We start from the raw sequence: 25,580 nt of genomic DNA on the forward strand, positions 1-25,580 counted from the left end.
CGGGAGCACATCACATGAACAGCATCGAACAACTCAAAGCCGACAACGCCGAGTTCCTCTGGCACCCCATGGCGCACCCGGCGGCCATGAAGAAGACCAAGCCCGACATTGTGGCTCGCGGTGAGGGCTGCTGGATCTGGGACGTGGACGGCCACAAGCTGCTGGACGGCGTGGGCGGCCTGTGGGCCAGCAACCTGGGCCACAGCGCCACGGCGGTGCGCGACGCCATCGTGGCCCAGCTCGACGAGCTGCCCTTCTACAACACCTTCCGCGGCACCTCGCACCCGCGCGCCATCGAACTCTCGGCCCGGCTGGTCAAGCTGATGGAGCCCGACGGCGTGGCCAGCGTGATGTTCTCCAGCGGCGGCTCGGACGCGGTGGAGACTGCGCTCAAGCTGGCGCGCCAGTACCACAAGCTGCGCGGCGAGAAGGACCGCTTCAAGTTCATCAGCCTGCGACAGGGCTACCACGGCGTGCACTTTGGTGGCATGAGCGTCAACGGCAACACCAACTTCCGCCGCGCCTACGAGCCGCTGCTGCCCGGTTGCTTCCACATCGACACGCCTTGGCTCTACCGCAACCCCTACACCGACGACCCGCTGGAGCTGGGCGAGATCTGCGCCGAGCTGCTGGAGCGCGAGATCGTCTTCCAGGGGCCGGACACCGTGGCGGCTTTCATCGCCGAGCCGGTGCAGGGCGCGGGCGGCGTGATCGTGCCGCCGGCCAACTACTGGCCCCTGGTGCGCAAGATCTGCGACAAGCACGGCGTGCTGCTGATCGCCGACGAGGTGGTCACCGGCTTCGGCCGCACCGGCCATTTGTTCGGCACCCGGCTGTGGGGCGTGAACGCGGACCTGTGGTGCCTGGCCAAGGGCATCAGCTCGGGCTACGTGCCGCTGGGCGCCACGGCCATCTCGGCCAAGGTGGCGAAAGTGTTCGACGACGACAAGACCGGCCAGGCCGCCGTGGGCCACGGCTACACCTACAGTGCGCACCCGGTGGGTGCGGCCGCCGCGCTGGCCACGCTGGACGAAATTCAACGGCTGGACGTGCCGGGCAACGCGGGCCGCGTGGGCGCCGTGATGCAGGAGCGCTTGCGCAAACTGGAGCAGACCTGCAGCTTCGTCGGCAACGTGCGCGGCGTGGGCTTGATGCTGGGCATCGAGATGGTGGACGACAAGGCCCTGCGCACGCCCATGCCGCGCAGCAGCGACATCCCGGCGCGGGTGGCGAAAGAGGCCTACCGGCGCGGCCTGATGGTGCGCATCTCCGGCCCCAACCTCATCCTCTCGCCGCCGCTGGTGATCTCGGCCGACGAGGTGAACCACCTGTGCGACGTGCTGGAGGCGTCGTTCGCGGCGGTGGAGGCGACGCTGTGAGCCCCACCAGAGCGGGTCGCGCGCCGGTCATCCTGCTGATCGGCACCGTCGACACCAAGAGCGACGAGATCGCCTTCCTGCGCGAGTCGGTCGAACACTGCGGCGGCACGGCCCTGGTGATGGACGTGGGCGTGCTCGGCCGGGGTGGTTTCACGCCCGACATCCTCAACAGCGAGGTGGCGGCTGCCGCGGGCGTGACGCTGCAGCAGGTGATGGAGACGGGCGACGAGAACACCTCCATGAAGCTCATGGCCGACGGAGCCGCCCTGATTGCCAACCAGTGGTACCTGGAAGGCCGTTTCGACGGCCTGCTGGCCCTGGGCGGCACCATGGGCACCGACCTCGCGCTGGACGTGACCAACCGCCTGCCGCTGGGGGTGCCCAAGGTCGTGCTCTCCACCATCGCGTATTCGCCGCTGATCCCGCCCGACCGCATCCCGCCCGATCTCATCATGCGGCTGTGGGCCGGCGGCCTCTACGGTCTGAACCGCCTGTGCAAGTCGGCGCTGAGCCAGGCCGCGGGCGCGGTGGTGGGCGCCTGCCAGGCGCGCCGGGTCGACGCCGACCCGCGCCCCGTGGTGGGCATGACCTCGCTGGGCAGCAGTGCGCTGTCTTATATGAAGAAGCTCAAGCCGGCGCTGGAGGCGCGCGGCTACGAGCTGGCGGTGTTCCACACCACCGGCATGGGCGGGCGCGCGTTCGAAGACCTGGCGCGGCGCGGCTACTTTGCCGCGGTGATGGACTTCAGCCTGCAGGAGCTGGTGAACGACCTGGCCGGCAGCTGTGTGAGCGCCGGCAGCGAGCGCCTGCTGGGGGCGGGCCGCGCCGGCGTGCCGCAGATCGTGGCACCGGGCGCCACCGACATGGTGGACTTCGCCGCCTGGACGCGCTGCCCCGAGCGCTTCGCCGGGCGCGCCGTGCACGACCACAACCGCCTGATCGCCTCGGTCTGCGTGGACCACGACATGCGCCGCAGCGTGGCGCGCGCCATCAGCGACCGGCTGGCCGAAGCCACCGGCCCCACCTGCCTGCTGCTGCCCACGGGTGGCGTGGAGCAGTGGGACCGGCCCGGCGAGGCCCTGCACGACCCCGAGGGCCTGAAAGCCTTTGTGGACGAGATGTGCCACGTGGTCTCGCCCAACACCGTGTTCCAGCCGGTGGACGCGCACATCAACGACGAGGCCTTTGTGCAGGCCGCGCTCAAGGTGTTCGACGCCTGGGTGGTGGCCGGGCTGGTGCCTGCCGGGGTGGTGGATGCCGCTGAAGCAAGGAAGACCGCATGACCGCGCAAGCCTTGGTGCTCGATTTCGGCGGCGTCATCAGCCGCATGCTGTTTGAAACGCACCCCCTGACCGAACAGGCGCTGGGCCTGCCGCCCGGCACGCTCACCTGGCGCGGCCCCTTCGACCCCGCCTCCGACCCGCTCTGGCAGGCCATGCAGGCGGACAAGCTCAGCGAGCGCGACTACTGGATGGCCCGCACCCGCGAGGTCGGCCGTCTCGTTGGCGAAGAGTGGGATTCGATGGAAACCTTCGTGCAGCGCGCACGCGGCGCCGACGTGGAGGCCGTGATCCGCCCCGAGGCGGTGGCCACCATCGAGGCAGCCAAAGCCGCCGGCAAGCGCCTGGCCATCCTCTCCAACGAGCTGGACCTGTTCTACGGCGCCGATTTCCGCAAGCGCCTGCCGCTGCTGCAGATGTTCGACGTGATCGTGGACGCCACCTACACCGGCATCCTCAAGCCCGACCCGCGCGCCTACGCGGCCGTGACCGAGGCGCTGGGGCTGCCCGCTGGCGAATGTGTGTTCGTCGATGACCAGAAGCGCAACGCCGACGGCGGCGTGAAGGCCGGCATGCGGGTGGTGCATTTCGATGTGCTGCAGCCGGCCACGTCGTTTGCGATGGCCCGGAGACTGTTGGGGATCAGTCGCTGATCCACCGGGCGTGGGCGATGCGCCACCTGCCCGCTTCCAGCTTCATCGGCAGCGCGCTGCGGTTGAGCTGGTGCTGCCCGTTGGTGCCGACCTTGAAGGGTTGGTCCATCATGCCGCTGCGCCAGGGCGCCATGGTCTCAAGGGCTTGAGACACGCTGGCCCGGTGGATGGGGCCGTGCATGCCCTGCAGCGTGTTTACCAGCACCTGCGCCGCGATGTGGCCGCCCTGCGAAAGCGAACTGGGCTCGATCTGGCGGGCGATCAACAGGCGCCGCCAGCCCATGATCTGCAGCGAGCCGCTGGACCATGGGTCGAACTCGGCCATGGCGTAGAGGCCATCGCCCGCATTCGCCAGTGCCTTGGCCGCCTGCGAGGTGTAGGCGGACGTGAGCATCACCACCGGGACCTTGGGCATCACCTGGCGGCTTGCCAGCACCCAGCCGATGGCGGGGCCGCCGGGGCCGGTGTACACGATGACCTGGCACTGGCGGGCCGCCACCCGCTGCACCAGCGGGGGCAACGGGTCTTCGAGCCGGTACACGTCCAGTGAAGGCGCGGGCGCTTTCGAGCGCTGCGTCCAGTCCTTGACCGTTTTCTCGAAGGCCTCGGTCATGCCCGGCAGCGCGGGCGAGACGACGCAGATGCGCTCGTGGCGCAGCACCGTGTGCGCGAACGTGAGGGCCGTCGCGGTGGCCACATAGGGGCCCGTGTTCACCGGTGCAATGTGCGTCGACGAAAAACACGCCGGGTCCACCCCGGCGCCGGGCAGGTTGAACAGACCGGCCGTGGCGTAGCGTTGCTGGTTCACCGCACATTCGAGCACGCTGGACCCGCCGGCGAGTGCGATCACGCGAGGGTCACCCGCCAGCAGGGTGGCCGCCTGCTGTGCCTTGGTGGGATGCATCTGGTCGTCGATCACGCGGTATTCGATGCGCCGGCCCTGGATGCCACCGGCGGCGTTGACCGCGTCGAAATACATCCGGGCCGCCAGGGTGCTGGCGTCTGAGGCCCCCGGCCCAGTGAGGCTGCTCACGGCGCCCACCACGATCGGGCCTTGGTCGCTCTCCTGGGCGTGCAGGGGATGGGCCGCAGCCAGCGCCGAGGCCAGGGCCACGACCAGAGCATGGTGTTTCATGAAGTCGCCCTTCTGGCCGATGCCGGGAGGCGCAGGCCCAGCAGGCCGCGCGGCGCATAGAGGCTGACCACCACGGCCACGGCGCCCATCGCGATCAGGTACCAGCCACCGGAGATGCCCAGCGACGTGGCCAGAACCTCCCGCAGGCCGAACCAGATCAGCACGCCGATCACCGGGCCGCCGATGGTGCCGATGCCGCCGATGAGTGTGGCGAACAGCATCATCACGACCCAGTTCACGTCGAAGGCCGAACTGGGCACCAGGAACATGCCGCCCATGAAATACACCGCGCCCGCCAGCGCGCTCATGCCGCCGGAGATGACGAAGGCGATCAGGCGCACCCGCTGCACGTCGATGCCCACGCTGCGCGCGGCCACCTCGTTGTCGCGCACGGCGGTCATGGCCAGGCCCAGGCGCGAGCGCATCAGCAGTTGCAGGCCGGCCACCGAGACGATGCCCAGCGCGCAGGCGAGCCAGAAGCTCATCTGCCCGAAGAGCTCGATGTCGTCCAGCGCCGACATGTCCAGCGTCAGGCCGGCGTTGCCGCCGAGCGCCGCCGTCTTGGAGACGAGCAGCGCCACGACTTCGGCCACCACCCAGATGCCGATGGCGAAGTAGGCGTCGCGCAGGCGGAACAGGGCGGGCGCGATCAGCGCCGCGCACAGCGCGCCGGCCAGGCCGGTGAGCGGCAGCAGCCAGAAGGGCGAGACGCCGGTGCGCTGCGCCAGATCGAACAGCGCGTAGGCGCCGACGCCGATGAACAGCTGGTGGCCCAGCGACATCAGGCCGCCGTAGCCGGCCAGCAGGTTCCACATCTGCGCCAGGCAGATGGCCAGCAGCACCTCGCTGGCCAGGCGCATCAGGCCCGCGTCCAGCCACTGCGGTGCGAGCCAGGCGACCACGGCGCAGGGCAGGGTCCAGGCCAGGGGAGACCAGGTTGAGGTTTTCATGCGCGACCTCCGGCCAGGCCCTTGGGGCGAACCATCAGGGTGATCAGGAACAGCAGGTGCGCGTAGAGCGAACCGGCGTTGGAGTCGATGCGCTGGCCGAAGAGCTGGGCCACACCCAGCACCAGGCCCCCCGCGATGGCGCCCCAGAACGAACCCAGGCCGCCGATGATCACCACCTCGAACGCCACCAACATGCGCTCCACGCCCGAGAACGGCGTGAACAGCGTGCGCTGTGCCAGCAGGTAGCCCGCGCCCATGGCGAAGGCCGCCGCCAGCCCCATCACCTGGCAGAACACGCGCTCGGGCTTCACGCCCATGAGTCGCACCACGTCCGGAAAATCGGCGGTGGCGCGCACCGTGCGGCCGAACTCGGTGTGTTGCAGCACCCACTGCAGGCTGGCGAACAGGGCCAGCGCCAGCAGCAGCATCAGCACCGGGTACACGCCCACCGAGATGCCGAGCAGGTCCATGCTCGCGCTGCCCAGCGCGCCGGCGTCCACCGCGCGCGAGTCGGCGCCAAAGACTTCCACCATGCCGTTGCGCAGCAGCACCGAGAGGCCGAAGGTCAGCACCAGCGGGGTCAGCACATTGCCCGAACGCACCGCGCGGTTGAGCAGCGTGGCCTGCAGCAGCCAGCCGAAGGTGTAGCCGATCAGCACCACCGGAACCAGCATGAGCCACACCGGCACGGCGCTGAACCAGCCCACCAGAAAGAAGCCGGCGTAGGCGCCGAGCACGATGAATTCGCCGTGCGCCAGGTTCACCACCCGCATCACGCCAAACACCAGCGCCAGGCCCAGGCCGAACAGCGCGTACAGGCCGCCGAGCAGCAGGCCGTTGATCAAGGTCGATAGCCAGTCCATGTCATTCCCCAAAATAGGCCGCGGTCACTTGCGCGAGCGCGATGTCCCGGCTGGCGCCCTGCAGCGTGACCTGGCCCTTGAGCAGGCAGGTGACCTGGTCGGACACCGCACAGGCGCGGGCCACGTCCTGCTCCACCAGCACGATGGACAGGTCCGCGCCACGGATGCGTTCGAAGGTGCGGTAGATCTCTTCCACGATCAGCGGCGCCAGGCCCAGCGAGAGCTCGTCGCAGATCAGCAGGCGCGGGTTGCTCAGCAGCGCGCGGCCGATGGCCACCATCTGCTGCTGTCCGCCCGAGAGCTGCATGGCGTTGCGCTGGCGCAGGTCTTTGAGCACCGGGAACACCTCGTACACGGCGCCCAGCGTCCAGGGGCCTTGGCGCCGCGTGAGCGTGCCCATGTGCAGGTTTTCCTCCACCGTGAGCGAGGGGAACAGCATGCGGCCCTCGGGCACCATGGCGATGCCCCGGCGGGCCAGGGCTTCGGCGGGCAGGCCGGTCACGTCGGCACCGTCAAAGCGGATGCGGCCCGCGCGCGGCGGGTGCAGGCCGGTGAGCGCGCGCAGCAGCGTGGTCTTGCCCGCGCCGTTGGCGCCGATGAGGGCGAGCACCTCGCCCGCCGCCAGCGACAGGCCCACGCCCGAGATGGCCTGGAAGTCGCCGTAGAACACGTCCAGCTGTTGGATGTCAAGCAGCGGCATTGGCGGGCACCCCCATGTAGATTTCGCGCACGATGGCGCTGTCCATGACCTCGGCGGGTGTGTCCTCCAGCAGCTTGCGGCCGAAGTGCAGCACCATGATGCGGTCGGCCACCGCACGCAGCGCCTGGGCGATGTGCTCGATCCAGATCACGGCGTAGCTCTGTTTGAGCTCGTGCACCAGCTCCACCATCAGGTGCACCTCGCGCTCGGTCAGACCGCCGGCCACCTCGTCGAGCAGCAGCAGGCGCGGCTGTGAGGCCACGGCCTTGGCCATCTCCAGGCGCTTGCGATCCAGCAGTGGCAGGGCACCGGCGGTCTTGTGCGCCATCGCCTCCAGCCCGCAGCGGCGCAGGGCATCGCTCGCGGCCTGGGCAGCAGCCTCGCCGCGCAGTCCGCCAGAGAAGCTGGCCGCCGCCAGGGCGTTGTCGAACACGCTCAGGTTGCCAAAGGGTTGCGGCACCTGAAAGGCACGCGCCACCCCGAGCCGGGCGCGCTGGTGGACCGGCAGGCCCGACAGCGTCTTGCCGTCCAGCGCGATGTGACCCGCGTCCGCCGCCACGGTGCCCGTGATCAGGTGGAACAGCGAACTCTTGCCGGCCCCGTTGGGACCGATCACGCCCAGGCACTGGCCGACCGACAGATCGATCTCGATCCGGTCGGCCACCACCACCTGGCCGTAGGCCTTGCACAGGCCCCTGACTTCCAAGCTCATGGGGTGGGCCTCACTGGATCTGCGAGAGCAGTTCGAGCTTGCCGCCCAGGGGGATGGCCGGCGCCAGCGTGTTGTTCACCACCACCAGCTCATAGGGGTGTTTCGCACCGGCAGCGGTGCGGCGCCACTGGCCGCCGGCCAACGCGGTCTTGGCCACGCTCTTGATCGGGCTGTTCTTGAAGTCCACCTTGCCGACGATGGTGTCGATGCTGGTGGCCTGGATCGCGTCGCGCACGGCTTTGCGGTCGAACGGGTCGCCCGCGGTCTTGAGCGCGTGCAGGCCCACTTCCCACAGCGCGTGCGCGTAACCCAGCGGTTGCGTCCACTGATTGCCGGTGCCTTTTTCCCATTCGGCCGCGAAGTCGGCGGCGCTCTGTCCGGTGAGCGAGGAGCGGTAGGGGAAGCTGGGCGTCCACCAGACCTCGGTGGACATGCCGTTGCCCGCCGCGCCCAGACTTTTTAGCGCGCTGGGGAACAGGAAGGCCGCCGCCACGGTGCAGACCTCGGGCTTGAAGCCTTGCTGCTGCGCCTGCTTCCAGAAGGTGGCGAAGTGGCTCTCGTACATGAAGCCCGAGACGATGTCGGCGTTGGCCTTCTTGAAGGTCGCGATGGGGTTGCTGAAGTCGTCGGTGGCGACCTTGAAGAATCCCCCGGTGGACTCGCGGTAACCGGCCTTGCGCAGGGCCGGCGGCATGCCCATCAGCGGGTCGGCGAAGGCGGCGCCGGGCGGGTTGTCGATGTAGAGCGTGCCGACCGATTTGGCTGTCTTGACGCTGTCCCACAGCGCGGTGAAGGTCTTGACCACATCGTCCGCGCCCCAGAAGAAGTGGAACGAGAACGGGAAGCCCTTGCTGACCTTGCCGTTGCGTGCGAACAGGAAGGCCTGCCAGGGCGACATGGTGCTGATCATCGGGATGCCGTGCACATCGCAGAGCTGGCCGGCGGGTGTGGAGGCGTCGCCGTCTTCCACCAGCATCAGGTCCACCTTCTCGCGCAGCACCAGCTCGCTGGCCACCTGCACCGAGCGGTTGGGGTCGGACTGGTTGTCGCGCAGCAGGATCTCCACCGGCACGCGCTTGCCACCCACCTCCAGGCCGTTCTTGAGCAGTTCGCGCACCTTGGCCAGGTGCCACTGATCGGCCACGCCGAAGGGCGCGCGCGGGCCGGACAGCGCGGTGATGTAGCCGATGCGCAGTGGCTTGGTCTGCGCGATGGCGAAGCCCGGCAGGGCGCTGGCGGCGGTCAGCGCCACCGAGGTCTTCAGGAAATCGCGGCGGGGTGGCGCGGAGGGGTGCAGGGCGGTCAGGTGATTCATGGTGGTGCTCCGGAAGCGTGGTGGGTGAGGGCGGGGGTCAGAAAGCTGAGGGGGTGGCGCGGGTGCCGGTGAGTTTCAGAAGGGTGTTTTCGATGAGCCCGGCCTCCATGCCCTGGGTGATGAACACCAGCCGCGAACGGCGCTCGGCGTCGGGCCAGGCGGGCAAGGGCACCGGCGGGTGCACCAGGTGCTGCGCGGCGTGCACCACCAGGGGGTGGTCGGGGGTTTCGGCGATGTGGATCAAGCCCTTGAAGCGCAGCAGGCGTTCGCCGCGCAGGGCGGTCAGCAGGGCGAGCCAGTGCTGGAAGGCCTCGGCCTCGAACGGCTCGTCAACGGTCAGGCATTGGGTCTGGATGTCGCTGGCGTGGGGCTTAAGCGAGCGCATGAAGACCGACTCGGTGCGCGACCCGGTGCCGCGCAGCAGCCAGGTGGTGCCGATGCGAGGGGGCTCGCCCAGGCGCTGCTGCGGCTTCGAAAGAAACGGGTTCTCCAGTTGCAGCAGGTGCTCCGAGCGCAGCGCGCCGTGCGACACACGGTGCTGGGGCGCGCTGGGGTTGAGGCGCGCCAGGCGCTGCTCCAGCAGCTCCAGCGCCTCCGGTGGCGCCAGGTCGGTCTTGGCCAGCAGCAAGGCGTCTGCCACGGCGACCTGGCGCCGGGCTTCCTCATGCCGGTCGAGCGTGGCGAAGCCGTTGTGGGCGTCCACCACCGTGGCCACACCGGCCAGCCGGAAGTGGCGCGCGGTGTCCGGGTGCGTGGCCAGCGTGTGCAACACCGGCATGGGGTCGGCCAGGCCGGTGGTCTCCACCACCACGCGCTCGAAGCGCAGCTCGCCACGCGCGCGGCGCGCGTGCAGGTCGGCCAGGGTGAGCGTCAGGTCATCGCGCACCGAGCAGCACAGACAGCCGCTCTGCAGCAAGCGCACATAGGGCGCCACGTGCTGCACCAGCAGGTGGTCCAGCCCGGTCTCGCCCAGCTCGTTGATGATCACGGCCGTGTCCTTCCACTCGGCGCGCTGCATCAGGTTCTGCAGCAGCGTGGTCTTGCCACTGCCGAGGAAGCCGGTGAGCACGGTGACCGGCAGGCGTGGGTCGTTCATATCAGCTCTCCATGGCGCCGGAGCGCCACCCCGATGCATGAAAGGGTGCAGCCCCCCTGAGGGGGTCGCGCGCAGCGCGGCGGGGGGTGTTTCATTTCTCGTGCACGCAGCGGCCTTCGAACCAGGTCTGCAGCACCCGCGTCTGGCCCAATTCGGCGGGATCGATGCTGAAGAGCCGCCGGTCCAGCACGGCGAGGTCGGCCGACTTGCCGACCTCGATCGAGCCCGTGCGATCGCCCAGCCCGATGGCCTGGGCCGCGTTGATGGTGTAGGCGCGCAGGGCGTCTTCCACCCCGATGGCCTGCTCGGGGCAGAGCGCGCCTTCGAGCCGGCCGCTGGGGTCGCGGCGCGTCACCATGCCCTGCATGGCGGGCCAGGGGCTGGGGTCGGGCACCACGGGCCAGTCCGAGCCACCGGCGATGAGGGCGCCGGCGTCGAGCAGCGAGCGGATCGGTGCCATGCGGTCCACCAGTGGTTGTGGCACCGTGGCGCGGATGGCCTCGATGATCACGCTCGGGAACCACAGCGGCGGCGACAGGTCGGCCACCACGTTGAGCTCGGCGAAGCGCGGAATCTCGGCGGGATCGATGAAGCTGGCGTGCGCGATGTGGTGCTGCAGCCCCGGACCGTTGAAGCTGCGCAGCACGTCGATGGCGTCGAGCGCAGCGCGTGTGGAAGCGTCGCCGGTGCAGTGGATTTTCACGCGGGTGCCGCGCCGCTCGCAGTCCGCCAGCACCTTGGCCAGTTGCGGCACGGTGAGCGTGGTGCCGCCGCGGAAGCAGCAGCCGTGCACCGCGTCGGGCAGGTAGGGCTCCAGCATGGCGGCGGTGCGTGCGGTGGGCACGCCGTCGAGGAAGATTTTGCCGGCGTCGGGCATGAAATGCGGGGAGCGGAAGTCGTCGCGCAGGGCCAGCAGTTCTTCGGGCATCTCGCCCGGGGCCAGCGGCGCTTCGGTCATGGGCAGCGAGCCCACCACCCAGGCGCTCAGGCGTCCTTCGTCGTCCAGTGTCTTCAGGGCGCGCATCACGGCGCGCGTGGTCAGCGCTTCCTGCATGCCCGTCACGCCGCAGGCGTTGAGCCGCTTCACCGCGTGGGCGGCGGCTTGCACGTCCAGGTGGGGCGCGGCCTCGATAGCGCGGGCCACGGCCAGCTCCACCAGGCCGCAGGCCGCCTCCAGCAGCAGGCCGGTGGCCTCGCCGGTGACGGCGTCTCGCACGATGGTGCCGTTGAGCGGGTCGTGCGTGTCGTGGTGAATGCCCGCCGCCTTCAGAGCGGCCGTGCTCACGAAGCGGTTGTGGTGCGAGTCGTCGCGCAGCATCACCGGGCGCCCGCCGGCGGCCTCGTCCAGGCGCAGGCGCGCGGCGCGGTCGATCTGGCCGATCAGCGACGAGCCCCAGATGCCACCCACGATCCACTCACCGGGGCCCTTGCCGGCGGCGGCTTCGCGCACCGCGTCCAGCACCTGGTCGAGGCTGAAGACGGGCGGCACGAACACCTCGTACAGCTCGGCCCGCCCGGCCCAGACGAAGTGGTTGTGCACGTCCAGCAGGCCGGGCACCACCATCTCGCCCGGCAGCTCCACCACCGGCGCACCGGGCAGCGCGGCGCGGGCTTCGTCCAGCGTGCCCACGGCAACGATGCGGCCTTCGCGCACGGAAATTGCTTCTACCCAGGGGCGGTCGGCCGCCAGGGTGCAGATGCGCGGGTGGTGAAGGGTCAGGGTCGGCAGGGTGGTGGTGTCGGTGCTCATGGGCGAGGCTCTGGGGGGTGAAATGGAACGAGGGAATCCACCGTTGCAAACGGCGCGGCGCTCGCTACGCTGGTCGGCGGGGAGGAAGTTGTCTGGCCGGTCATGGCCAACGTGTGTGAACCGATGACGCTGGGCGTCGAAAGACCGATATGTGGAATGGCCCCTCGGCTCAACTGAGCAAGCCCGACGAACTGCTGCTGGACCTGTACGCCAGCGCGGCCCAGCCTTCGCGCTGGGTGCAGTCGCTGGACCGGCTGTGCGCGTCCACCGGGGCCTGTTCCGCGGTGGTGCAGGCCTTTCGTTTTGAAGAGGGGCGCGCCCGCATCCTCTGGTCGGCACGCGACTCGCGCACCCTCTCGCGCTGGGTGATGGAGCCCGATGGTGTGGCCGATGGCGACAACCCGCGGCTGGACCACCGGCGTGTGCTGCGCGGGCTGGACCGCGTGGCCTGGGACGAAACGCTCTTCGATCCCGACGACGAAGCCCGACCCATGCTGCAGCAGCGCCTGGCCACCCTGGGGTTGGGCCGCTTCCTGGGTACCCTGCAGGACGTGGGGCGCGGCGTGTACCTGGGGCTGGCCCTGCACCGAGCGGTGCAGGACACGAGCGACTTCAACGAACAGCACGTCAACCGCCTGGCCGATCTGGCGCCCCACCTGGGGCAGGCCTTTTTGCTCACCGACCAGTTGCAGGCCTCCGTCGAACGCGACGGCCGGCTGCGCGAACTGATGGACAGCCTGTGCTTTGGCATCGTGCTGTGCGACGAGAGTGGCCGCGTGCAATGGTCCAACCGCAGCGCCGTGGGCCTGCTCGGGCCGGATGCGGCGCTGACGCTGCGCGGCGAACACCTGAACGGCCGCAACCCGGCCGAGACCCAGCGGCTGCTGGCCGAGCTGGCCCGGGCGCGGCGCGCCGTGGGGCAGGGCGTGGGCTACCTGCGGGTGGGGCAGGGCGCGCAGGCCTTGCACGTGGCCGTGCAGGCGGCGGGCGATCCGTCGGCGCTGATGCTGGTGATCTCCTCGGCCAGCCAGGTGCTGCAGCTGCCCGCGAGCGCGCTGGAGAGCCTGTTTGGACTGACGCCGACCGAGGCCCGCCTGCTGGGCGCCATTGCCACCGGCAGCACCGTGGAAGACTACGCCTTGCAGCGCGGCGTCTCCGTGGGCACGGCCCGGGTGCAGCTCAAGCAGATCCAGACCAAGACCGGCCAGCGTCGGCAGTCCGATCTGGTGCGGCTGGTGCTGTCGTCGGCGGCAGCGCATCTGTCGGGCTCCGGTCAGGCCTGGGGGCGCTGAGTTCAGAAGGTCCAGGCCGCGCGCACGGCGAACTGGGTGCCCTGGCTGCGGTTGCGCGCACCGAACTCCTTGTAGGCGTGGGTCCAGATCAGGGGCCAGTCCGAACCCAGTTCAAAGAAGCTGATCGCCGGGCCCAGGGCCATCACGCGTGAGCGGTTGCCGTCCTGGAATTTCGCGCCGTTCTGCTTGTCGTCCGTGAGCTGCTGGTACAGGTAGCCGCCGACGCCCAGCGTCCAGGGGCCGACGTGCTGGCCCAGCCCGAACTCGTGCTGGTACTCGATGCCCGAGCGGTAGTTCGTGTCCTTGTTCTTGCCGTGGACGTTGAGCTGGATGTTCGAAGAGACCTCGAAGCCTTCGGCATTGATGTAGGTGAAAGCCAGTGCCGGCGAAGCGGTCCAGTGGTTCGATCCGGTGTTGATGATTCGGTCCGCCTTGTAGGAGCCCGTGGGCAACTGCAGCTCCACGCGACCGTTGACGAAGAGGCCCGGAGAGGGCGTCCATTTGACGATCAGCGGCGTGAGGGTCACGTCGCCCACGGCGCCGTTGCTGCCCTTGAGCGGCAGCGGCCCCGCCGGTGTGGGAATGCGCAACTGGTTGGACATGTCCAGATACGGCACCACCGCCGCGAAGCCGTAGCTGCCGCCCAGCAGCGGAATGTCCGTGGTCTTGATGATGGCCAGCGAAGCGCTGTGGACCTTGAGCTTGATGCCCACGGGCGATACCTTGCCCTGGGTGTCTCGCAGCTCGCTGGCGCTGTAGGCGGCACCGCGGATGCCCACGGTGGCCACATCGGAGGGCGGCGGCAGCATGCCGGCGCCGAATTCGAAGATGCCGAAGGGCGTGATGGGGGCGCCGCTTTCGACGCTGTGCGCCGCGCCGGCCAGGGTGAGGGCCGCGGCCGACACCAGGATTTTCGGGATGCAGAGGGATGTGGGGGACATGAAAGGCCTCTCGTGGGTCAGGGGTGGGAAGAACCGGGATCTGAGCCACAAGCGTAGGGATCGGGGTGCGCCGCGGCGCCTCCCAAACGGTATAGAGACCCATGGGGGTTTGTGCGGATGCCGCGCGCGCTATGCTGGTGCGATGAACACCTCTGACCGCATCGAACTTCGTGAACTCGTCACCAGCGGTGACCCCGCCGCCCAGCCCGTGGCCAGCATCGTGGTGCTGCACGGCCTGGGGGCCGACGGCAGCGACTTCGTGCCGATCGCGCAGGAACTGGACCTCTCGGCCATCGGCCCGGTGCGCTTCGTCTTCCCCAGTGCGCCGGTGCGCCCGGTCACGATCAACGGCGGCTACGAAATGCGCGCCTGGTACGACATCCACCCACCCGGCCCCGACGGCTCGCGCCGCGAAGACGAGGCCGGGCTGCGTGCGTCACAGGCCATCGTGCAGCAGTTGCTGGACCGCGAGGCCGCGCGCGGCGTACCGCCCGAACGCACCGTGCTCATGGGGTTTTCGCAGGGCTGCGCCATGACCCTGCTGGCCGGCCTGCGCGCGCCACAGCGTCTGGCGGGTCTGGTGGGCCTGTCGGGCTACCTGCCGCTGGCCGGGACCACCGCCGCCGAGCGCAGCGCCGCCGGCGCGGACGTGCCGCTCTTCCTGGCCCACGGCGAATACGACGAGGTGGTGGTGGTCGAGCGCGGGCTCGGTTCGCGCGACCTGCTGACCGCCCTGGGATACGCGGTGGATTGGCACAGCTACCCCATGGGGCACGAGGTCTGCATGGACGAAGCGGCGGATCTCAACCGCTGGCTGGTGGCTCGCCTGGGCCAGCGCTGAGCTTGTGCACTTCAGCAACCCCGCTGTGCAGCTCCACCATCCCGTAGCTGCGTGAAATCAGGCCCACCTCTTCCAGCGCTTTGAGTGCCTTGTTGGTGCTCTGCCGGCTGACGCCCATCATCTGGGCGATCACTTCCTGTGGCACCTTGACCCGCCGGCTGGGCGTCATCCGGCTTCCGTACCCCGTGGCCACCCGCTCCAGGCGCTTGAGAATGCGTTGCTCCAGCGACAGGAAGACCGTCTCCTGGATCGAGTCCAGCGCCACCCGGAGCTTGCTGCAGGCCAGGATGCCGATGTCCCGCCAGCACAGCGGATGCTGGTTGAGCCAGGACTCCAGGGCGTCCCCCGGCACAAAGAGGACCTCGGTGTTCCCGATGGCGTGGGCGGAAAAGTGGCGCGGGCCACGGTCCAGGGTCGCAATCTCGCCCAGCCACTGGCAGGGCTCCACCTGAGAGAGCACCGCCACCCGGCCGTCCGCGTTCACGTTGCTGATCAGCAGCGCCCCGCCAAGGACGCAGCAGAGGCCGCTGCCTCCTTCACCGCGCTGAAAGAGTTCCTGGCCATCGGACAACCGCATGGGGCGCGACAGCCTCACCAGGGCCGCCTGCAACTCGGCTGGGCAGGCCCGGTACCACCTGTCGGATTGAAGTTTGAGATGCAGAGGGCTGGACTTCATGGGTGGAAAAACGTGGGCGGGTGTCGATCATGGGTAAACATCACGGATCGCCGATAAATATTAATATTAATGAATAGTTATCCACAAACTGTCAATTGTTTGACAGTCGAACAAAAATAATTCGAGCACAGTCGGGCCCCTGCTTGGAACGGTGGCGAGGCGATGCCTCATGCCCTGTGACAGCCTGAGAACGTGTTTGCCATCTCGGAATCCAGGCGGACGAAGCCTCGTCGGCATGACCGTCGCGATGTCCAGCCGCATCCACACGTGCAAACGTTTGCCACTTGACGGACTTCAATCGATGGAAGAACCCATTCCCAACGTGCTGGTCGTTGGCACCGGAGCGCCAGCGCGCCATATCGGGGACGCGCTGCGCAACTGCGGGGTCCGCGTCGACTTCGTGCAGGAGTTGAAAAGCCTGCTCGACGATGGCGCGCCGCATCCGGCCGGTATCCACATGGCCGGCAGATCCGATCTCGTGTTGTTCGCGGTGGACCCCGACGACACCCTGGAGTCGGCCATGCTGCTTCAGCGTCTGCTGCCGAAAGCCACGCCCGTGGTGGCGCTGCAACCGGGCATCCGCCGCCTGGCGTGGGCCGCCCACGCGGCCCCCCAGCTTCGGTGGATCCGCTGCGTCATGGGCTTCGATCCGGCGCAGCCATCGAGCCAGCGGCGGACGGCCAAGACGAACCGCAAGCTCTACCTGAGCGACACCCCGCAGATCCGCCAATGGCGGTCCCGCCTGGAACGGGCCGGGTTCGAGGTGGAACTCTGCGCGGACATGCAGTCCGTGCAGTGGGGGCACCTGTTGCTGCAGCTCAGTGCCCTGCTGGTGCTGGCCTCGGGGCTGGACTACAAACAGATGTTGGCGACGCGCGCCTGGCGGCTGCGCTACGCCCGCCTGCTGGACGAAGCCCTGGGGCTGCTGGCGGGAACGGCCATCGAGCCCCGGAACCTGCTGGGCGTGCCGTGGCGAACGGTGCCGATGATGCTTCGCCTGAACGATGCCCTGTTTTCCTGGCTGGCGGCGCGCCATTTTTCGGGTGGCGGCGAAGGGCTTCCCGACCTGTCCCGCGCCGACGAGCCGTCGCTGGAGCTGGCCATCGATGCCACCTGCGGAGAGCTCATGCGACTGGCGGTCGGTCTGGGAGCCGATGCACCGCGCACGGTCGATCTCGCCGAGCAGCTCATGGTGATCGGTCGCCAGCAGATCGAAGACCGCAGACTGGCGACGACGGAGTGGTGATGCGGGTCGGCCTCTTCAAACCGCTCAAAGGGCCAGCGCACTTCCGCAGGAACCCGATGGCCACGCCCCGCGAAATGCTGGAACGGCTCAAGGGAGACGTGGACAACCTGGTGGTCGGCGTGCTCGACGATCTCACTTTCGAGGTCATCCGTGCCTACCGGAACCACCCCCCACCGGGTTACCTGGAGTGGGTGTCCACCACGGCCACCCACAGAATCCGAAGGCTGGCCCAGACGGTCGCCCGCGACCGGTCCAGAACCCGATCGACCGCCGCGGCGCAGGGCTTCCATCGCCAGCCCGAAGCGATGCGGTATCTGGTGGTCAACTGGCTGGAGCCACAGATGGAACAGCACTTCGGCCCGCTGCCGGAAGCCGTGAAGAAGGTGTTGTCCGCCAAGGTCGGCTGACGCGCTGACGCCGGTCCGTTCTCCTCCTGCGGTGGTTGGTCTGATGGGGTGTCGTCACCCGCATCGCCGGCCGTGGTTTGCATCGCTATGCACACAAAGCATTGGCTGTTGCTCTGACTCATACCTACCATCTGGCGCATCTTGAACAGGTGCTCTATATGGCTTTGATGATGCGTCAGACGTTGGGGGTTCTCGGTGGCATGGGGCCCATGGCCACGGTCGATTTCTTGAGGAAGTTGACCCAGGCCACGCCGGCCTCGTGCGACCAGGAACACATTCCCCTGGTGGTCCACTTTTCATCGCAGACGCCCGACCGTTCGGACGCGCTCAGCGGTGTGGGGCCGTCGCCGCTGCCTGCGTTGATCGAGTCGGCCCTCATGATCCAGCGCTCGGGTGCCCAGGGGCTGGTGATCCCCTGCAACACCGCCCACGCGTGGTACGACGATGTGGCCAGCGCCATCCACATTCCCGTGCTGCACATTGTGGACGCCGCGGTGCAACAGCTCCCGCCATCGCTGCGGGGCCAACCGGTGGGGCTGCTCGCCACCAGCGGCACCCTCAACAGCGGCATCTACGCCGCGCGCCACCCGGAGATCCACTGGGTGTTGCCGTCATCGCACGTGGTGGATCTGTTCGTGATGCCTGCCATCCGCTGCGTCAAGAGCGACGACATGACCCGCGCCAGCCAGTTGCTCGATGCCGCGGTCTATTCGCTGGTGGAGCAGGGCGCCCGGGCGATCATTCTGGGCTGCACGGAGTTGCCGCTGGCCCGCTCGGACCGGAACTTGCATGTGCCCCTGATCGACGCCACCGATGCCTTGGCGCACATGGCCGTTCGCTGGGCCACGGGCGGTGCGATCCCCAGCGTCTGAACACTTGAAAGGCCGTTGAACATGGAAACCACCTGGCTGGAAGACTTCGTCGTGCTGGCGGAAACGCGCAGCTTCTCGCGCGCCGCGCAGCAGCGCCATGTGACCCAGCCGGCCTTCTCGCGTCGCGTGCAGGCGCTGGAAGCCTGGGTGGGCATGGACCTGCTGGACCGCACCACCTATCCGCCGTCGTTGACCCAGGCGGGCGAACACTTCTACACCCAGGCGCAGGACCTGCTCAACCGCATCGGCCATCTGCGCCTGAGCTCCAACGAACTGCCCGGCCAGAAGCAGGAAACCATCGGCTTTGCCATTCCGCACACGCTCTCGCTGAGCTTTTTCCCCGAATGGTTGGGGAGAGCCCAGGCCGCCGTGGGGGCCATCGAAAGCCGGCTGCGCGCGGGCAACGTGCTCGACGTGGTGCTGTGGCTGGTGGAGGGCGGCTGCGACATCCTCTTCTGCTACCACCATCCCCAGCAACCCGTTCAGCTCGATCCCGAGCGCTACGAGATCCTGACCCTGGGCACCGAATCGCTGGCGCCGTATTCCCTGCGTGGCGAAAACGGCAGACCCCGGCACGACTGGCCGGGCAAGCCGCAGAAGCCCGTGCCGTTCCTGGCCTACACCTCCAGCGCCTATCTTTCGCGCATGACCGACATCGCGCTGAGCCAGGGCCGGGCCTCGCCCTACGTCAAGCGGGTCTTTGACACCGACATGGCCGAGGGCCTGCGCCGCATGGCGCTCGCCGGCCACGGTGTGGCCTTCCTGCCGGCCAGCCTCGCATCGGCCGACGTCGAGCGGGGTGACCTGTGCAAGCTCGAAGGCGGGTGGGAGCTGGAGATGCACATCCGCGCCTACCGCGAACGCCCCACCCTGAGCCGCCCGGCGCGGCCCCGCGTCGAACAACTCTGGAAGTGGATGGAGCTTCACAGCATCCCCACGCCCTCCGTCGCGCTGGGCCACCACGCGGCCGCACCGAATCTGCGAAGCGCCACGCCCACCAGCCGCCGCGCGTCCGCAGTGTCTCCGTCGCCCAAGGCCAGCAGTGCCCGAACGCGCAACCGCTAACCCTCCCCGCCACCCTCACCACCGGACAAGGAGTCCTTCATGAAACCTCGCCACGTTGCAGCCCTGCTGACCCTGGGCCTGTGCGCCACCACCGCCTTTGCCGAAGGCACGCTGGACAAGATCCGCGCCAGCGGCACCATCACGCTGGGCCACCGGGACGCGTCGATCCCCTTCTCCTACCTGGACGACAAGCAGCAACCCATCGGCTACGCCATGGACCTGTGCTTGAAGGTGGTCGATGCCGTGAAGGCCGAACTCAAGCTGCCGGCTCTGAAGGTGAGCTACCAGCCCGTCACCTCGGCCACCCGCATCCCGTTGATGGCCAACGGCACGATTGACCTCGAGTGCGGCTCCACCACCAACAACGCCGAGCGCCAGAAGCAGGTGTCGTACACCATGTCGCACTTCATCACCGCCAACCGCTTCGTGGCCAAGAAGGCCGACAAGCTCAGCAAGCTCGACGACCTCAAGGGAAAGACCGTGGTCTCCACCTCGGGCACGACCAACATCCGCCAGCTCACCGAGCTCAACGCCTCGCGCAACCTGGGCATCAACATCCTCGCCGCCAAGGACCACGCGGAAGCCTTCCTGATGGTGGACACCGGACGCGCCGTGGCCTTCGTCATGGACGACATCCTGCTGGCCGGCCTCGTGGCGAACCACAGCAACCCTGGGCAGTTCGCCATCTCCAGCGAGCAGTTGTCGGTGGAGCCCTACGGGATCATGTTGCGCAAGGACGATCCCGCGTTCAAGAAAGTGGTGGACGACGCCATGACCAAGATCTACAAGGGCGGCCAGCTCACCGCGATCTACGACAAGTGGTTCATGGCGGCCATTCCCCCGCGCGGTATCCAGCTGAACATTCCCATGAGCGACGCGATGAAGAAGGTGATGAACGCGCCCACCGACTCGCCCGACCCAGCCCTGTACCGCTGAGCATTTTTCGCAGGGCCTGTGCGAGGTCGCGCAGGCCCATCCACACCATGACCTGGCCGCCCGGCCGAGGAGCACCGCTTGAACTACAACTGGAACTGGGGCATCTTCTGGGAGCTGTCGCCCGATGCGACAGGCACCTACATGGCCACCCTGCTGCAGGGTCTGCGATGGACCGTGGCCACCGGCCTGAGCGCCTGGGTGATCGCGTTGCTGTTGGGTTTGGTGGTGGGCACCTTGCGCACCGTGCCCACCCGGTGGCTGGTCATGCTGGGCAATGGGTATGTGGAGCTGTTCCGCAACGTGCCCCTGCTGGTCCAGATGTTCCTGTGGTTCTTCGTCGTGCCGGAGCTGCTGCCCGTTGCCTGGGGAACCTGGGTCAAGCAGCTGCCCAATGCGTCGTTCTGGACGGCCGTGATCGCGCTGGCGTTCTTCACGTCGGCGCGGGTGGCCGAACAGGTAAAGGCGGGCATCCAGTCGCAGCCCCGTGGCCAGCTGATGGCCGCCACCGCGCTGGGCATGACGCTGTCGCAGAGCTACCGCCACGTGTTGTTGCCCATGGCGGTGCGCCTGATCCTGCCGCCGCTGACGTCCGAGTTCATGAACGTGATGAAGAACAGCGCGGTGGCCCTGACCATCGGGCTCATGGAACTCACCGCGCAGGCGCGTTCGATGCAGGAGTTCAGCTTTCAGGTGTTCGAGGCCTTCACGGCCGCCACGCTGCTCTACCTGCTGATGAACTTGGTGATCGTGCTGGGCATGCGAGCGGTCGAGCGGTTTCTCGCCGTACCGGGATTCACCGGAACCCGCACACCCGCGGCCGCCACACATTGAGTCGGGGAATCCACCACCATGTTCAATACCTTTGATTTCGACACCATCGCCCGCTCCTGGCACACCCTGATCTTTCAGGGCCTGGCCTTCACGCTGGAGGTCACCGCACTGTCGATGCTCGGTGGCATCGTGCTGGGGACCCTGCTGGCCATGATGCGGCTGTCCTCCTTCAAGCCGCTGTCGTGGTTCGCCGGGGGCTACGTCAACCTGGTGCGCTCCATTCCGCTGGTGCTGGTGATTTTCTGGTTCTACTTCCTGGTGCCCTACATCGGCGCCTGGATCATCGGGTCGAACCAGCCGATCCGGGTGGGGGCCTTTGCCTCCGCGCTCATCACCTTCGTCATGTTCGAAGCCTGTTACTACTGCGAGATCATGCGCGCGGGCATCCAGAGCATTCCCCGCGGACAGCTCAACGCGGGTTACGCCCTGGGCTTCAACTACTGGCAGGTCATGGGCCACGTGGTCCTGCCCCAGGCGTTTCGCAACATGTTGCCCGTGCTCTTCACCCAGACCATCGTGCTGTTCCAGGACGTCTCGCTGGTCTACATCATTTCCCTGCCCGACTTTGTCACGCTGGCCAGCAAGATCGCGCAACGCGACGGGCGTCTGGTCGAGATGTACCTCTTCGTGGCCGTGGTGTATTTCGCCATCTGCCTCACGCTCTCCTACGGCGTGAAAAAGCTGCAGTCCCGCCTGGCCGTGATCCGCTGACCCCCTTATCTGCACCCCTCTGCACCGCACACACAAAGCGTTTGAAAGAAAGACCCCCCATGGCCATGATTGAAATCCGAGACGTGAACAAGTGGTTTGGCCCGTTCCACGCACTGAAGAACTGCAGCACCCACGTGAACAAGGGCGAGGTGGTGGTCGTCTGTGGCCCCTCGGGCTCGGGCAAGTCCACCCTGATCAAGACCGTCAACGCGCTGGAGCCCATTCAACAGGGCGAGATCACCGTGGACGGGCACAGCGTGCACGGCGGCAAGACCGACCTTTCCCGGCTGCGCTCGCGCATCGGCATGGTGTTCCAGAACTTCGAGCTGTTCCCCCATTTGTCCATCGCCAGCAATCTGGCCATCGCACAGGTCAAGGTGTTGGGGCGCAAAGAGGACGAGGCGCGGGAACGCGGCCTGCGCCTGCTGGACCGCGTTGGGCTGCTGGCGCACAAGGACAAGTTTCCCGGCCAGCTGTCAGGCGGCCAGCAGCAACGCGTGGCCATTGCACGCGCGTTGTCCATGGACCCGATCGCCATGCTGTTCGACGAACCCACGTCGGCCCTCGACCCGGAGATGATCAACGAGGTGCTGGACGTGATGGTGGAGCTGGCCCTGGAGGGCATGACCATGATGGTGGTGACCCACGAAATGGGCTTCGCCAAGAAGGTGGCCGACCGGGTGATCTTCATGGACGCGGGGGAGATCGTCGAAGACGCGAAGAAAGACGAGTTCTTCGGCAACCCCCGCTCGGAGCGGGCCCAGGCCTTTCTCTCCAAGATCCTTCAACACTGAGAGTCCCTCAGTCCTTGTACCAGTCGTCCACCCGGTCGCTGGGGTACTTGAAGCTGTCGCGCAGGAAGAAGGGCATGGGCAGTTTCAGGTTGGTGCCCCGGGGCGGGATGGGCGACTCGAACCAGCGCTGGTAGAGCGGGTAGATCTCGCGGTCGAGGATGATTTTGCGCATGGCGTCATTGATGAGTTTCTTGAAGGCCGGCTCGTCTTTGGGCAGCACGATGGCGTAGGGCTCGATGCTCATGACCTTGCCCACCACGGCGTAGTCACCGGGCCGGTCCGCGGTGGCGATGAGGCCGTACAACAGCACGTCGTCCATGGCGAAGGCGGCGGCGCGGCCGTCGGCCACCATGGCGAAACCCTCGGCGTGGCCTTCGGCCTCCAGGATGTCGAGCCGCAGCGCCTGTTCGGCGTTCAGGCGCTTCAAGGTCTTGAGGTTGGTGGAGCCTTTGGTGGACACCACCTTCTGGCCCGCGAGATCGGTCAGGGCCGTCACACCCGCGCTCTTGCGCACGACCAGTCGCGACGACGACACGAAGTGGGCCACCGTGTAGTCCACCAGCTTGCGGCGCTCGGCGTTGTTGGTGGTGGAGCCACACTCCAGGTCGGCCTGGCGTTGTGCGATCGCGGTGATGCGTGTGCTCGAACTCACCGGCAGGTACTTCACGTCCAGCGTGGGCAGCGCCAGGTGCACCCGCACGGCCTCCACCAGCCGGTGGCACAGATCAATGGAATACCCCATGACCCGGCCTTGCCCGTCCACGTAGGAGAAGGGGATCGAGGCGTCGCGGTGGGCCAGCACCATGTGCTTGCGTGCCCTGATCTCATCGAGCAGGTCGGCCTGCGCCGTTGGCGCCACTGCCAGTGCACAGGCCACCGCCGCGGTCTGTGTCGCACGGCGGCCGAAAAACAGGCCCAGATTCATCCGAAATCCTTTCGCAAGACCCACACAGGTTCCCGGTCCATGCTACTGAGTTGGGGCACGAAATTTCTCGCTGGCGGCCGGTGATGCCGAGCGCGCATGGCGCGCCGTGGCCGCCGGGCATTGCGCGGCGGCGTGTGCATGGGGCGGCGGCCCCGATGGCCCGCAGGTGGGGCGGTGTTTTCGCGCGGGAAGACAGGCCCGTGTGGACCGCGCGGATGGTCCCGTCGCATGCGCGAAGGGCATCGGGTGCCCTTCGCGTGCAGGTGTTTTCAGGCGGTGTTCACGCCTTCGCTGCCGAACGGTTCGCTTTGAAAGGCCGGCGCAGCGCACCCACCCAGGCCAAGGCTTCGCGCCCATACAGGATCAGCGCCAGCGCCGCCAGGATCAGCGGCATCGCCACGAACACCCAGCCGGTGAGCTGCTCGCCCCCGAGCAGCACGCCCACGCACAGGGCCACCACCGGGTTGACGAACGAGTAACTGCCGGCCAGCGCGGCCGAGCTGTTTTTCAGCAGCCACAGGTAGGCGTTGAGCGTGACCAGGGTGCCCATCACCACCAGATACAGCCAGGCCGCGCCGGACGCGGCCGTGACCTGGCTCCACTGGAACCGCTGCGCGCCCGGCTCCCACAGCGCCGCCACCAGCAAGCCCAGCAGGCCGCCCACCAGCCACTGCGCGCCCGAGGCCATGGCGGGCGCGGGCAGGGCCATCTTGCGCGAGGCGTAGGAGCCCAGGCTCCAGGCCAGCGGTGCGCCGAAGGCGCACAACGTGCCCAGCACCGTGCTGGAAAAGTCGCCCTCCAGGGCCAGCACCAGTGCGCCGGTGGCGCCCAGCACCAGGCCGATCCAGCTGGTCAGCGGCACCGGCTCGCCGCCCCAGCGCGTCCACAGCGCCAGCCACATGGGCATGGTGGTCACCACCGTGGCCATCAGCCCCGAGCCGATGCCCAGCCGCTGCGCCAGCACCACCAGGGCCATGGCGGCGAAGGCCATGAGCGCGCCGATGAGCGCGCTGCCGCGCCATTGCGCCGCCGTGGGCCAGGCCTGGCCCTGCCAGCGCGCATACGCCAGCATCACCGCGCCCGCCAGCACGAAACGCGCGCCATTCATGAGCAGCGGGGGTAGGCTCTGCATCGCCACGCCGATCGCGAAATAGGTGGTGCCCCACACCAGGTAGACAATCAGCAGGGCGCCGGCCAGGCGCATGGTCTGGCCTTCAAGCCCTGGGTTCTTGAGAATGGCTGGCATTTTGTGGCTCCTGGAAGATAATTTCTGGTAAAAATTGCAGGAGCCAGATTTTGAACAGAATTGGGTCGCTATGCAAGCAAATATTCAGCTCGATGACGTTGACTCAAGAATTTTGACGGCTTTGGGCGCGGACAGCCGTCGTTCTTACGCCGACGTGGCGTCCGAGGTGGGCCTGTCCACCGCGGCCGTGCACGAGCGGGTGAAGAAGATGCTGGAGCGTGGGGTGATCGAGCGCTTCTCGCTGCGCGTCGACCCGGACCGCGTGGGCCTGCGTTTCACGGCCTTCGTGGCCGTGCGCAACGACGGCGGCATCCACTGCCGCGAGGTGGCGCCGCTGCTGCGCGAGATGCCCGAGGTGCTGGAACTGCACAGCGTGGCCGGCGAATACGACTTTCTGGCCAAGATCCGCACCACCCATGCCCGCGCGCTGGAAGAAGTGCTCTACAAGATCAAGGCCATCCCCGGCGTGGCGCGCACCACCAGCACCGTGGTGCTGAACACCGAGTTCGAAGACCGGCCGCTGCGCCTGCCATGAACCGCGTTGGCACACCGGTGCGCGGCGAGAGGCGCGGGCGCGCCGCTGGCCCGTGCGCGTGGGGGCGGTCACCGTGTTGAGCTTCGTGGCGCGCCGGTGGCGGGGCGAGGTGCCGGTGCTCACGCTGTTCTGGCGCGACACGCTGCTGGTGGGCAGCCTGGTCAACGTGCTGGCCACCTTCGTGGCGCTGGCGATCGTCTCGCAGGACGGCCCGGCCGGTCTGGCCGCGTTTCTGCATTTCCTGCCCTTGCCCTACAACCTGTTCCTGGTGGCCGCGCTCTGGCGCTCGCCCGAGCGCAGCCCCGCGCTGCGTTGGGCCTCGTGTGTGTGGCTGTTCGTGGCCACGTTGGTTTAGGCCCCCCCCCCCGCAGCGCTTCGCGCTACCCCCCAGGGGGCGACACCGCCGGGCCGGCTTTGCCGGACGGCTGG

Annotated in this window: 27 protein-coding genes; 15 read left to right on the top strand and 12 right to left on the bottom strand. The window is 68.0% G+C overall.

Annotated elements, in window-relative coordinates; genetic code table 11:
- The first annotated feature begins 14 nt into the window (after window positions 1-14).
- The 3 genes from KIH07_RS10655 to KIH07_RS10665 are packed head-to-tail and all read left to right on the top strand — an operon-like array spanning window position 15 to window position 3,312.
- Window positions 15-1,379, top strand: a complete 1,365-nt coding sequence (locus tag KIH07_RS10655) for an aminotransferase class III-fold pyridoxal phosphate-dependent enzyme (protein WP_226491937.1) — start codon at window positions 15-17, stop codon at window positions 1,377-1,379.
- Window positions 1,376-2,662, top strand: coding sequence for a Tm-1-like ATP-binding domain-containing protein (locus KIH07_RS10660; protein WP_226491938.1), 1,287 nt, complete (start codon window positions 1,376-1,378; stop codon window positions 2,660-2,662). The genes KIH07_RS10655 and KIH07_RS10660 overlap by 4 nt, the downstream gene beginning before the upstream one ends.
- Complete coding sequence (locus tag KIH07_RS10665) at window positions 2,659-3,312, top strand: HAD family hydrolase (RefSeq protein WP_226491939.1); 654 nt, start codon at window positions 2,659-2,661, stop codon at window positions 3,310-3,312. Before KIH07_RS10660 ends, KIH07_RS10665 begins: the two co-directional genes overlap by 4 nt.
- On the opposite strand, the gene KIH07_RS10670 is transcribed toward KIH07_RS10665, so the two are convergent.
- From KIH07_RS10670 to KIH07_RS10705, 8 genes are all read right to left on the bottom strand, one after another.
- The gene (locus tag KIH07_RS10670) at window positions 3,302-4,447 is read right to left on the bottom strand and encodes an ABC transporter substrate-binding protein (protein ID WP_226491940.1); all 1,146 of its coding nucleotides are present in this window, start codon (window positions 4,445-4,447) and stop codon (window positions 3,302-3,304) included. The two genes, KIH07_RS10665 and KIH07_RS10670, sit on opposite strands and share 11 nt — an antisense overlap.
- A complete protein-coding gene (locus KIH07_RS10675) occupies window positions 4,444-5,397 on the bottom strand; it encodes a branched-chain amino acid ABC transporter permease (protein WP_226491941.1) in 954 nt (317 codons plus the stop codon). Before KIH07_RS10675 ends, KIH07_RS10670 begins: the two co-directional genes overlap by 4 nt.
- Entirely contained in the window at window positions 5,394-6,260 is an 867-nt protein-coding gene (locus KIH07_RS10680) for a branched-chain amino acid ABC transporter permease (RefSeq protein WP_226491942.1), read from the bottom strand. Before KIH07_RS10680 ends, KIH07_RS10675 begins: the two co-directional genes overlap by 4 nt.
- A gap of 1 nt (window position 6,261) precedes the next feature.
- Window positions 6,262-6,960 carry an ABC transporter ATP-binding protein gene (locus tag KIH07_RS10685; RefSeq protein ID WP_226491943.1) on the bottom strand — a complete coding sequence of 233 codons (699 nt, stop codon included), beginning with the start codon at window positions 6,958-6,960 and terminating at the stop codon, window positions 6,262-6,264.
- A complete protein-coding gene (locus KIH07_RS10690) occupies window positions 6,947-7,672 on the bottom strand; it encodes an ABC transporter ATP-binding protein (protein ID WP_226491944.1) in 726 nt (241 codons plus the stop codon). Before KIH07_RS10690 ends, KIH07_RS10685 begins: the two co-directional genes overlap by 14 nt.
- A gap of 10 nt (window positions 7,673-7,682) precedes the next feature.
- Window positions 7,683-8,987, bottom strand: a complete 1,305-nt coding sequence (locus tag KIH07_RS10695; RefSeq protein WP_226491945.1) for an ABC transporter substrate-binding protein — start codon at window positions 8,985-8,987, stop codon at window positions 7,683-7,685.
- 37 nt (window positions 8,988-9,024) lie between these two features.
- Window positions 9,025-10,083, bottom strand: a complete 1,059-nt coding sequence (locus KIH07_RS10700; protein WP_226491946.1) for a CobW family GTP-binding protein — start codon at window positions 10,081-10,083, stop codon at window positions 9,025-9,027.
- 91 nt (window positions 10,084-10,174) lie between these two features.
- The gene (locus KIH07_RS10705; protein WP_226491947.1) at window positions 10,175-11,833 is read right to left on the bottom strand and encodes an amidohydrolase; all 1,659 of its coding nucleotides are present in this window, start codon (window positions 11,831-11,833) and stop codon (window positions 10,175-10,177) included.
- Window positions 11,834-11,982: 149 nt separating this feature from the next.
- Between KIH07_RS10705 and KIH07_RS10710 the strand changes: the two genes are divergently transcribed.
- Window positions 11,983-13,125 (top strand): helix-turn-helix transcriptional regulator, encoded by a 1,143-nt coding sequence (locus KIH07_RS10710; RefSeq protein ID WP_226491948.1) that lies wholly within the window; start codon window positions 11,983-11,985, stop codon window positions 13,123-13,125.
- 2 nt (window positions 13,126-13,127) lie between these two features.
- On the opposite strand, the gene KIH07_RS10715 is transcribed toward KIH07_RS10710, so the two are convergent.
- Complete coding sequence (locus tag KIH07_RS10715) at window positions 13,128-14,066, bottom strand: transporter (RefSeq protein ID WP_226491949.1); 939 nt, start codon at window positions 14,064-14,066, stop codon at window positions 13,128-13,130.
- 142 nt (window positions 14,067-14,208) lie between these two features.
- Here KIH07_RS10715 and KIH07_RS10720 point away from each other — a divergent pair, with 142 nt between their 5' ends.
- The gene (locus KIH07_RS10720; protein WP_226491950.1) at window positions 14,209-14,907 is read left to right on the top strand and encodes an alpha/beta hydrolase; all 699 of its coding nucleotides are present in this window, start codon (window positions 14,209-14,211) and stop codon (window positions 14,905-14,907) included.
- Here the strand turns inward: KIH07_RS10720 and KIH07_RS10725 are convergent.
- Complete coding sequence (locus KIH07_RS10725) at window positions 14,870-15,484, bottom strand: Crp/Fnr family transcriptional regulator (protein ID WP_226491951.1); 615 nt, start codon at window positions 15,482-15,484, stop codon at window positions 14,870-14,872. The genes KIH07_RS10720 and KIH07_RS10725 overlap by 38 nt on opposite strands.
- A gap of 400 nt (window positions 15,485-15,884) precedes the next feature.
- Here KIH07_RS10725 and KIH07_RS10730 point away from each other — a divergent pair, with 400 nt between their 5' ends.
- The 8 genes from KIH07_RS10730 (at window position 15,885) to KIH07_RS10765 (ending at window position 22,445) form a co-directional block, all read left to right on the top strand.
- Entirely contained in the window at window positions 15,885-16,829 is a 945-nt protein-coding gene (locus KIH07_RS10730; RefSeq protein ID WP_226491952.1) for a hypothetical protein, read from the top strand.
- A gap of 56 nt (window positions 16,830-16,885) precedes the next feature.
- Window positions 16,886-17,236, top strand: coding sequence for a hypothetical protein (locus KIH07_RS10735; RefSeq protein WP_226491953.1), 351 nt, complete (start codon window positions 16,886-16,888; stop codon window positions 17,234-17,236).
- Window positions 17,237-17,394: 158 nt separating this feature from the next.
- On the top strand, window positions 17,395-18,108 hold the full coding sequence (locus tag KIH07_RS10740) for an aspartate/glutamate racemase family protein (protein WP_226491954.1): 714 nt from the start codon (window positions 17,395-17,397) through the stop codon (window positions 18,106-18,108).
- 21 nt (window positions 18,109-18,129) lie between these two features.
- The gene (locus KIH07_RS10745) at window positions 18,130-19,173 is read left to right on the top strand and encodes a LysR family transcriptional regulator (RefSeq protein WP_226491955.1); all 1,044 of its coding nucleotides are present in this window, start codon (window positions 18,130-18,132) and stop codon (window positions 19,171-19,173) included.
- A gap of 39 nt (window positions 19,174-19,212) precedes the next feature.
- Entirely contained in the window at window positions 19,213-20,109 is an 897-nt protein-coding gene (locus KIH07_RS10750) for an amino acid ABC transporter substrate-binding protein (protein ID WP_226491956.1), read from the top strand.
- A gap of 78 nt (window positions 20,110-20,187) precedes the next feature.
- Window positions 20,188-20,940 (top strand): amino acid ABC transporter permease, encoded by a 753-nt coding sequence (locus KIH07_RS10755; protein ID WP_226491957.1) that lies wholly within the window; start codon window positions 20,188-20,190, stop codon window positions 20,938-20,940.
- An 18-nt stretch (window positions 20,941-20,958) separates the two neighbouring features.
- Window positions 20,959-21,651 carry an amino acid ABC transporter permease gene (locus KIH07_RS10760; RefSeq protein WP_226491958.1) on the top strand — a complete coding sequence of 231 codons (693 nt, stop codon included), beginning with the start codon at window positions 20,959-20,961 and terminating at the stop codon, window positions 21,649-21,651.
- A gap of 65 nt (window positions 21,652-21,716) precedes the next feature.
- Entirely contained in the window at window positions 21,717-22,445 is a 729-nt protein-coding gene (locus tag KIH07_RS10765) for an amino acid ABC transporter ATP-binding protein (RefSeq protein ID WP_226494682.1), read from the top strand.
- A gap of 7 nt (window positions 22,446-22,452) precedes the next feature.
- Here KIH07_RS10765 and KIH07_RS10770 read toward each other — a convergent pair whose 3' ends face one another.
- Window positions 22,453-23,370, bottom strand: a complete 918-nt coding sequence (locus tag KIH07_RS10770) for an amino acid ABC transporter substrate-binding protein (protein ID WP_226491959.1) — start codon at window positions 23,368-23,370, stop codon at window positions 22,453-22,455.
- Between the two features lie 280 nt (window positions 23,371-23,650).
- A complete protein-coding gene (locus tag KIH07_RS10775; protein ID WP_226491960.1) occupies window positions 23,651-24,616 on the bottom strand; it encodes an EamA family transporter in 966 nt (321 codons plus the stop codon).
- A gap of 70 nt (window positions 24,617-24,686) precedes the next feature.
- Between KIH07_RS10775 and KIH07_RS10780 the strand changes: the two genes are divergently transcribed.
- Together KIH07_RS10780 and KIH07_RS10785 are read left to right on the top strand one after the other, a co-directional pair.
- Window positions 24,687-25,151, top strand: a complete 465-nt coding sequence (locus tag KIH07_RS10780; protein WP_226491961.1) for an Lrp/AsnC family transcriptional regulator — start codon at window positions 24,687-24,689, stop codon at window positions 25,149-25,151.
- A 58-nt stretch (window positions 25,152-25,209) separates the two neighbouring features.
- Entirely contained in the window at window positions 25,210-25,506 is a 297-nt protein-coding gene (locus tag KIH07_RS10785) for a hypothetical protein (protein ID WP_226491962.1), read from the top strand.
- Window positions 25,507-25,580: the final 74 nt, after the last annotated feature.

The organism is Hydrogenophaga taeniospiralis (assembly GCF_020510445.1).
In the GTDB taxonomy this organism is placed as follows: domain Bacteria; phylum Pseudomonadota; class Gammaproteobacteria; order Burkholderiales; family Burkholderiaceae_C; genus Hydrogenophaga.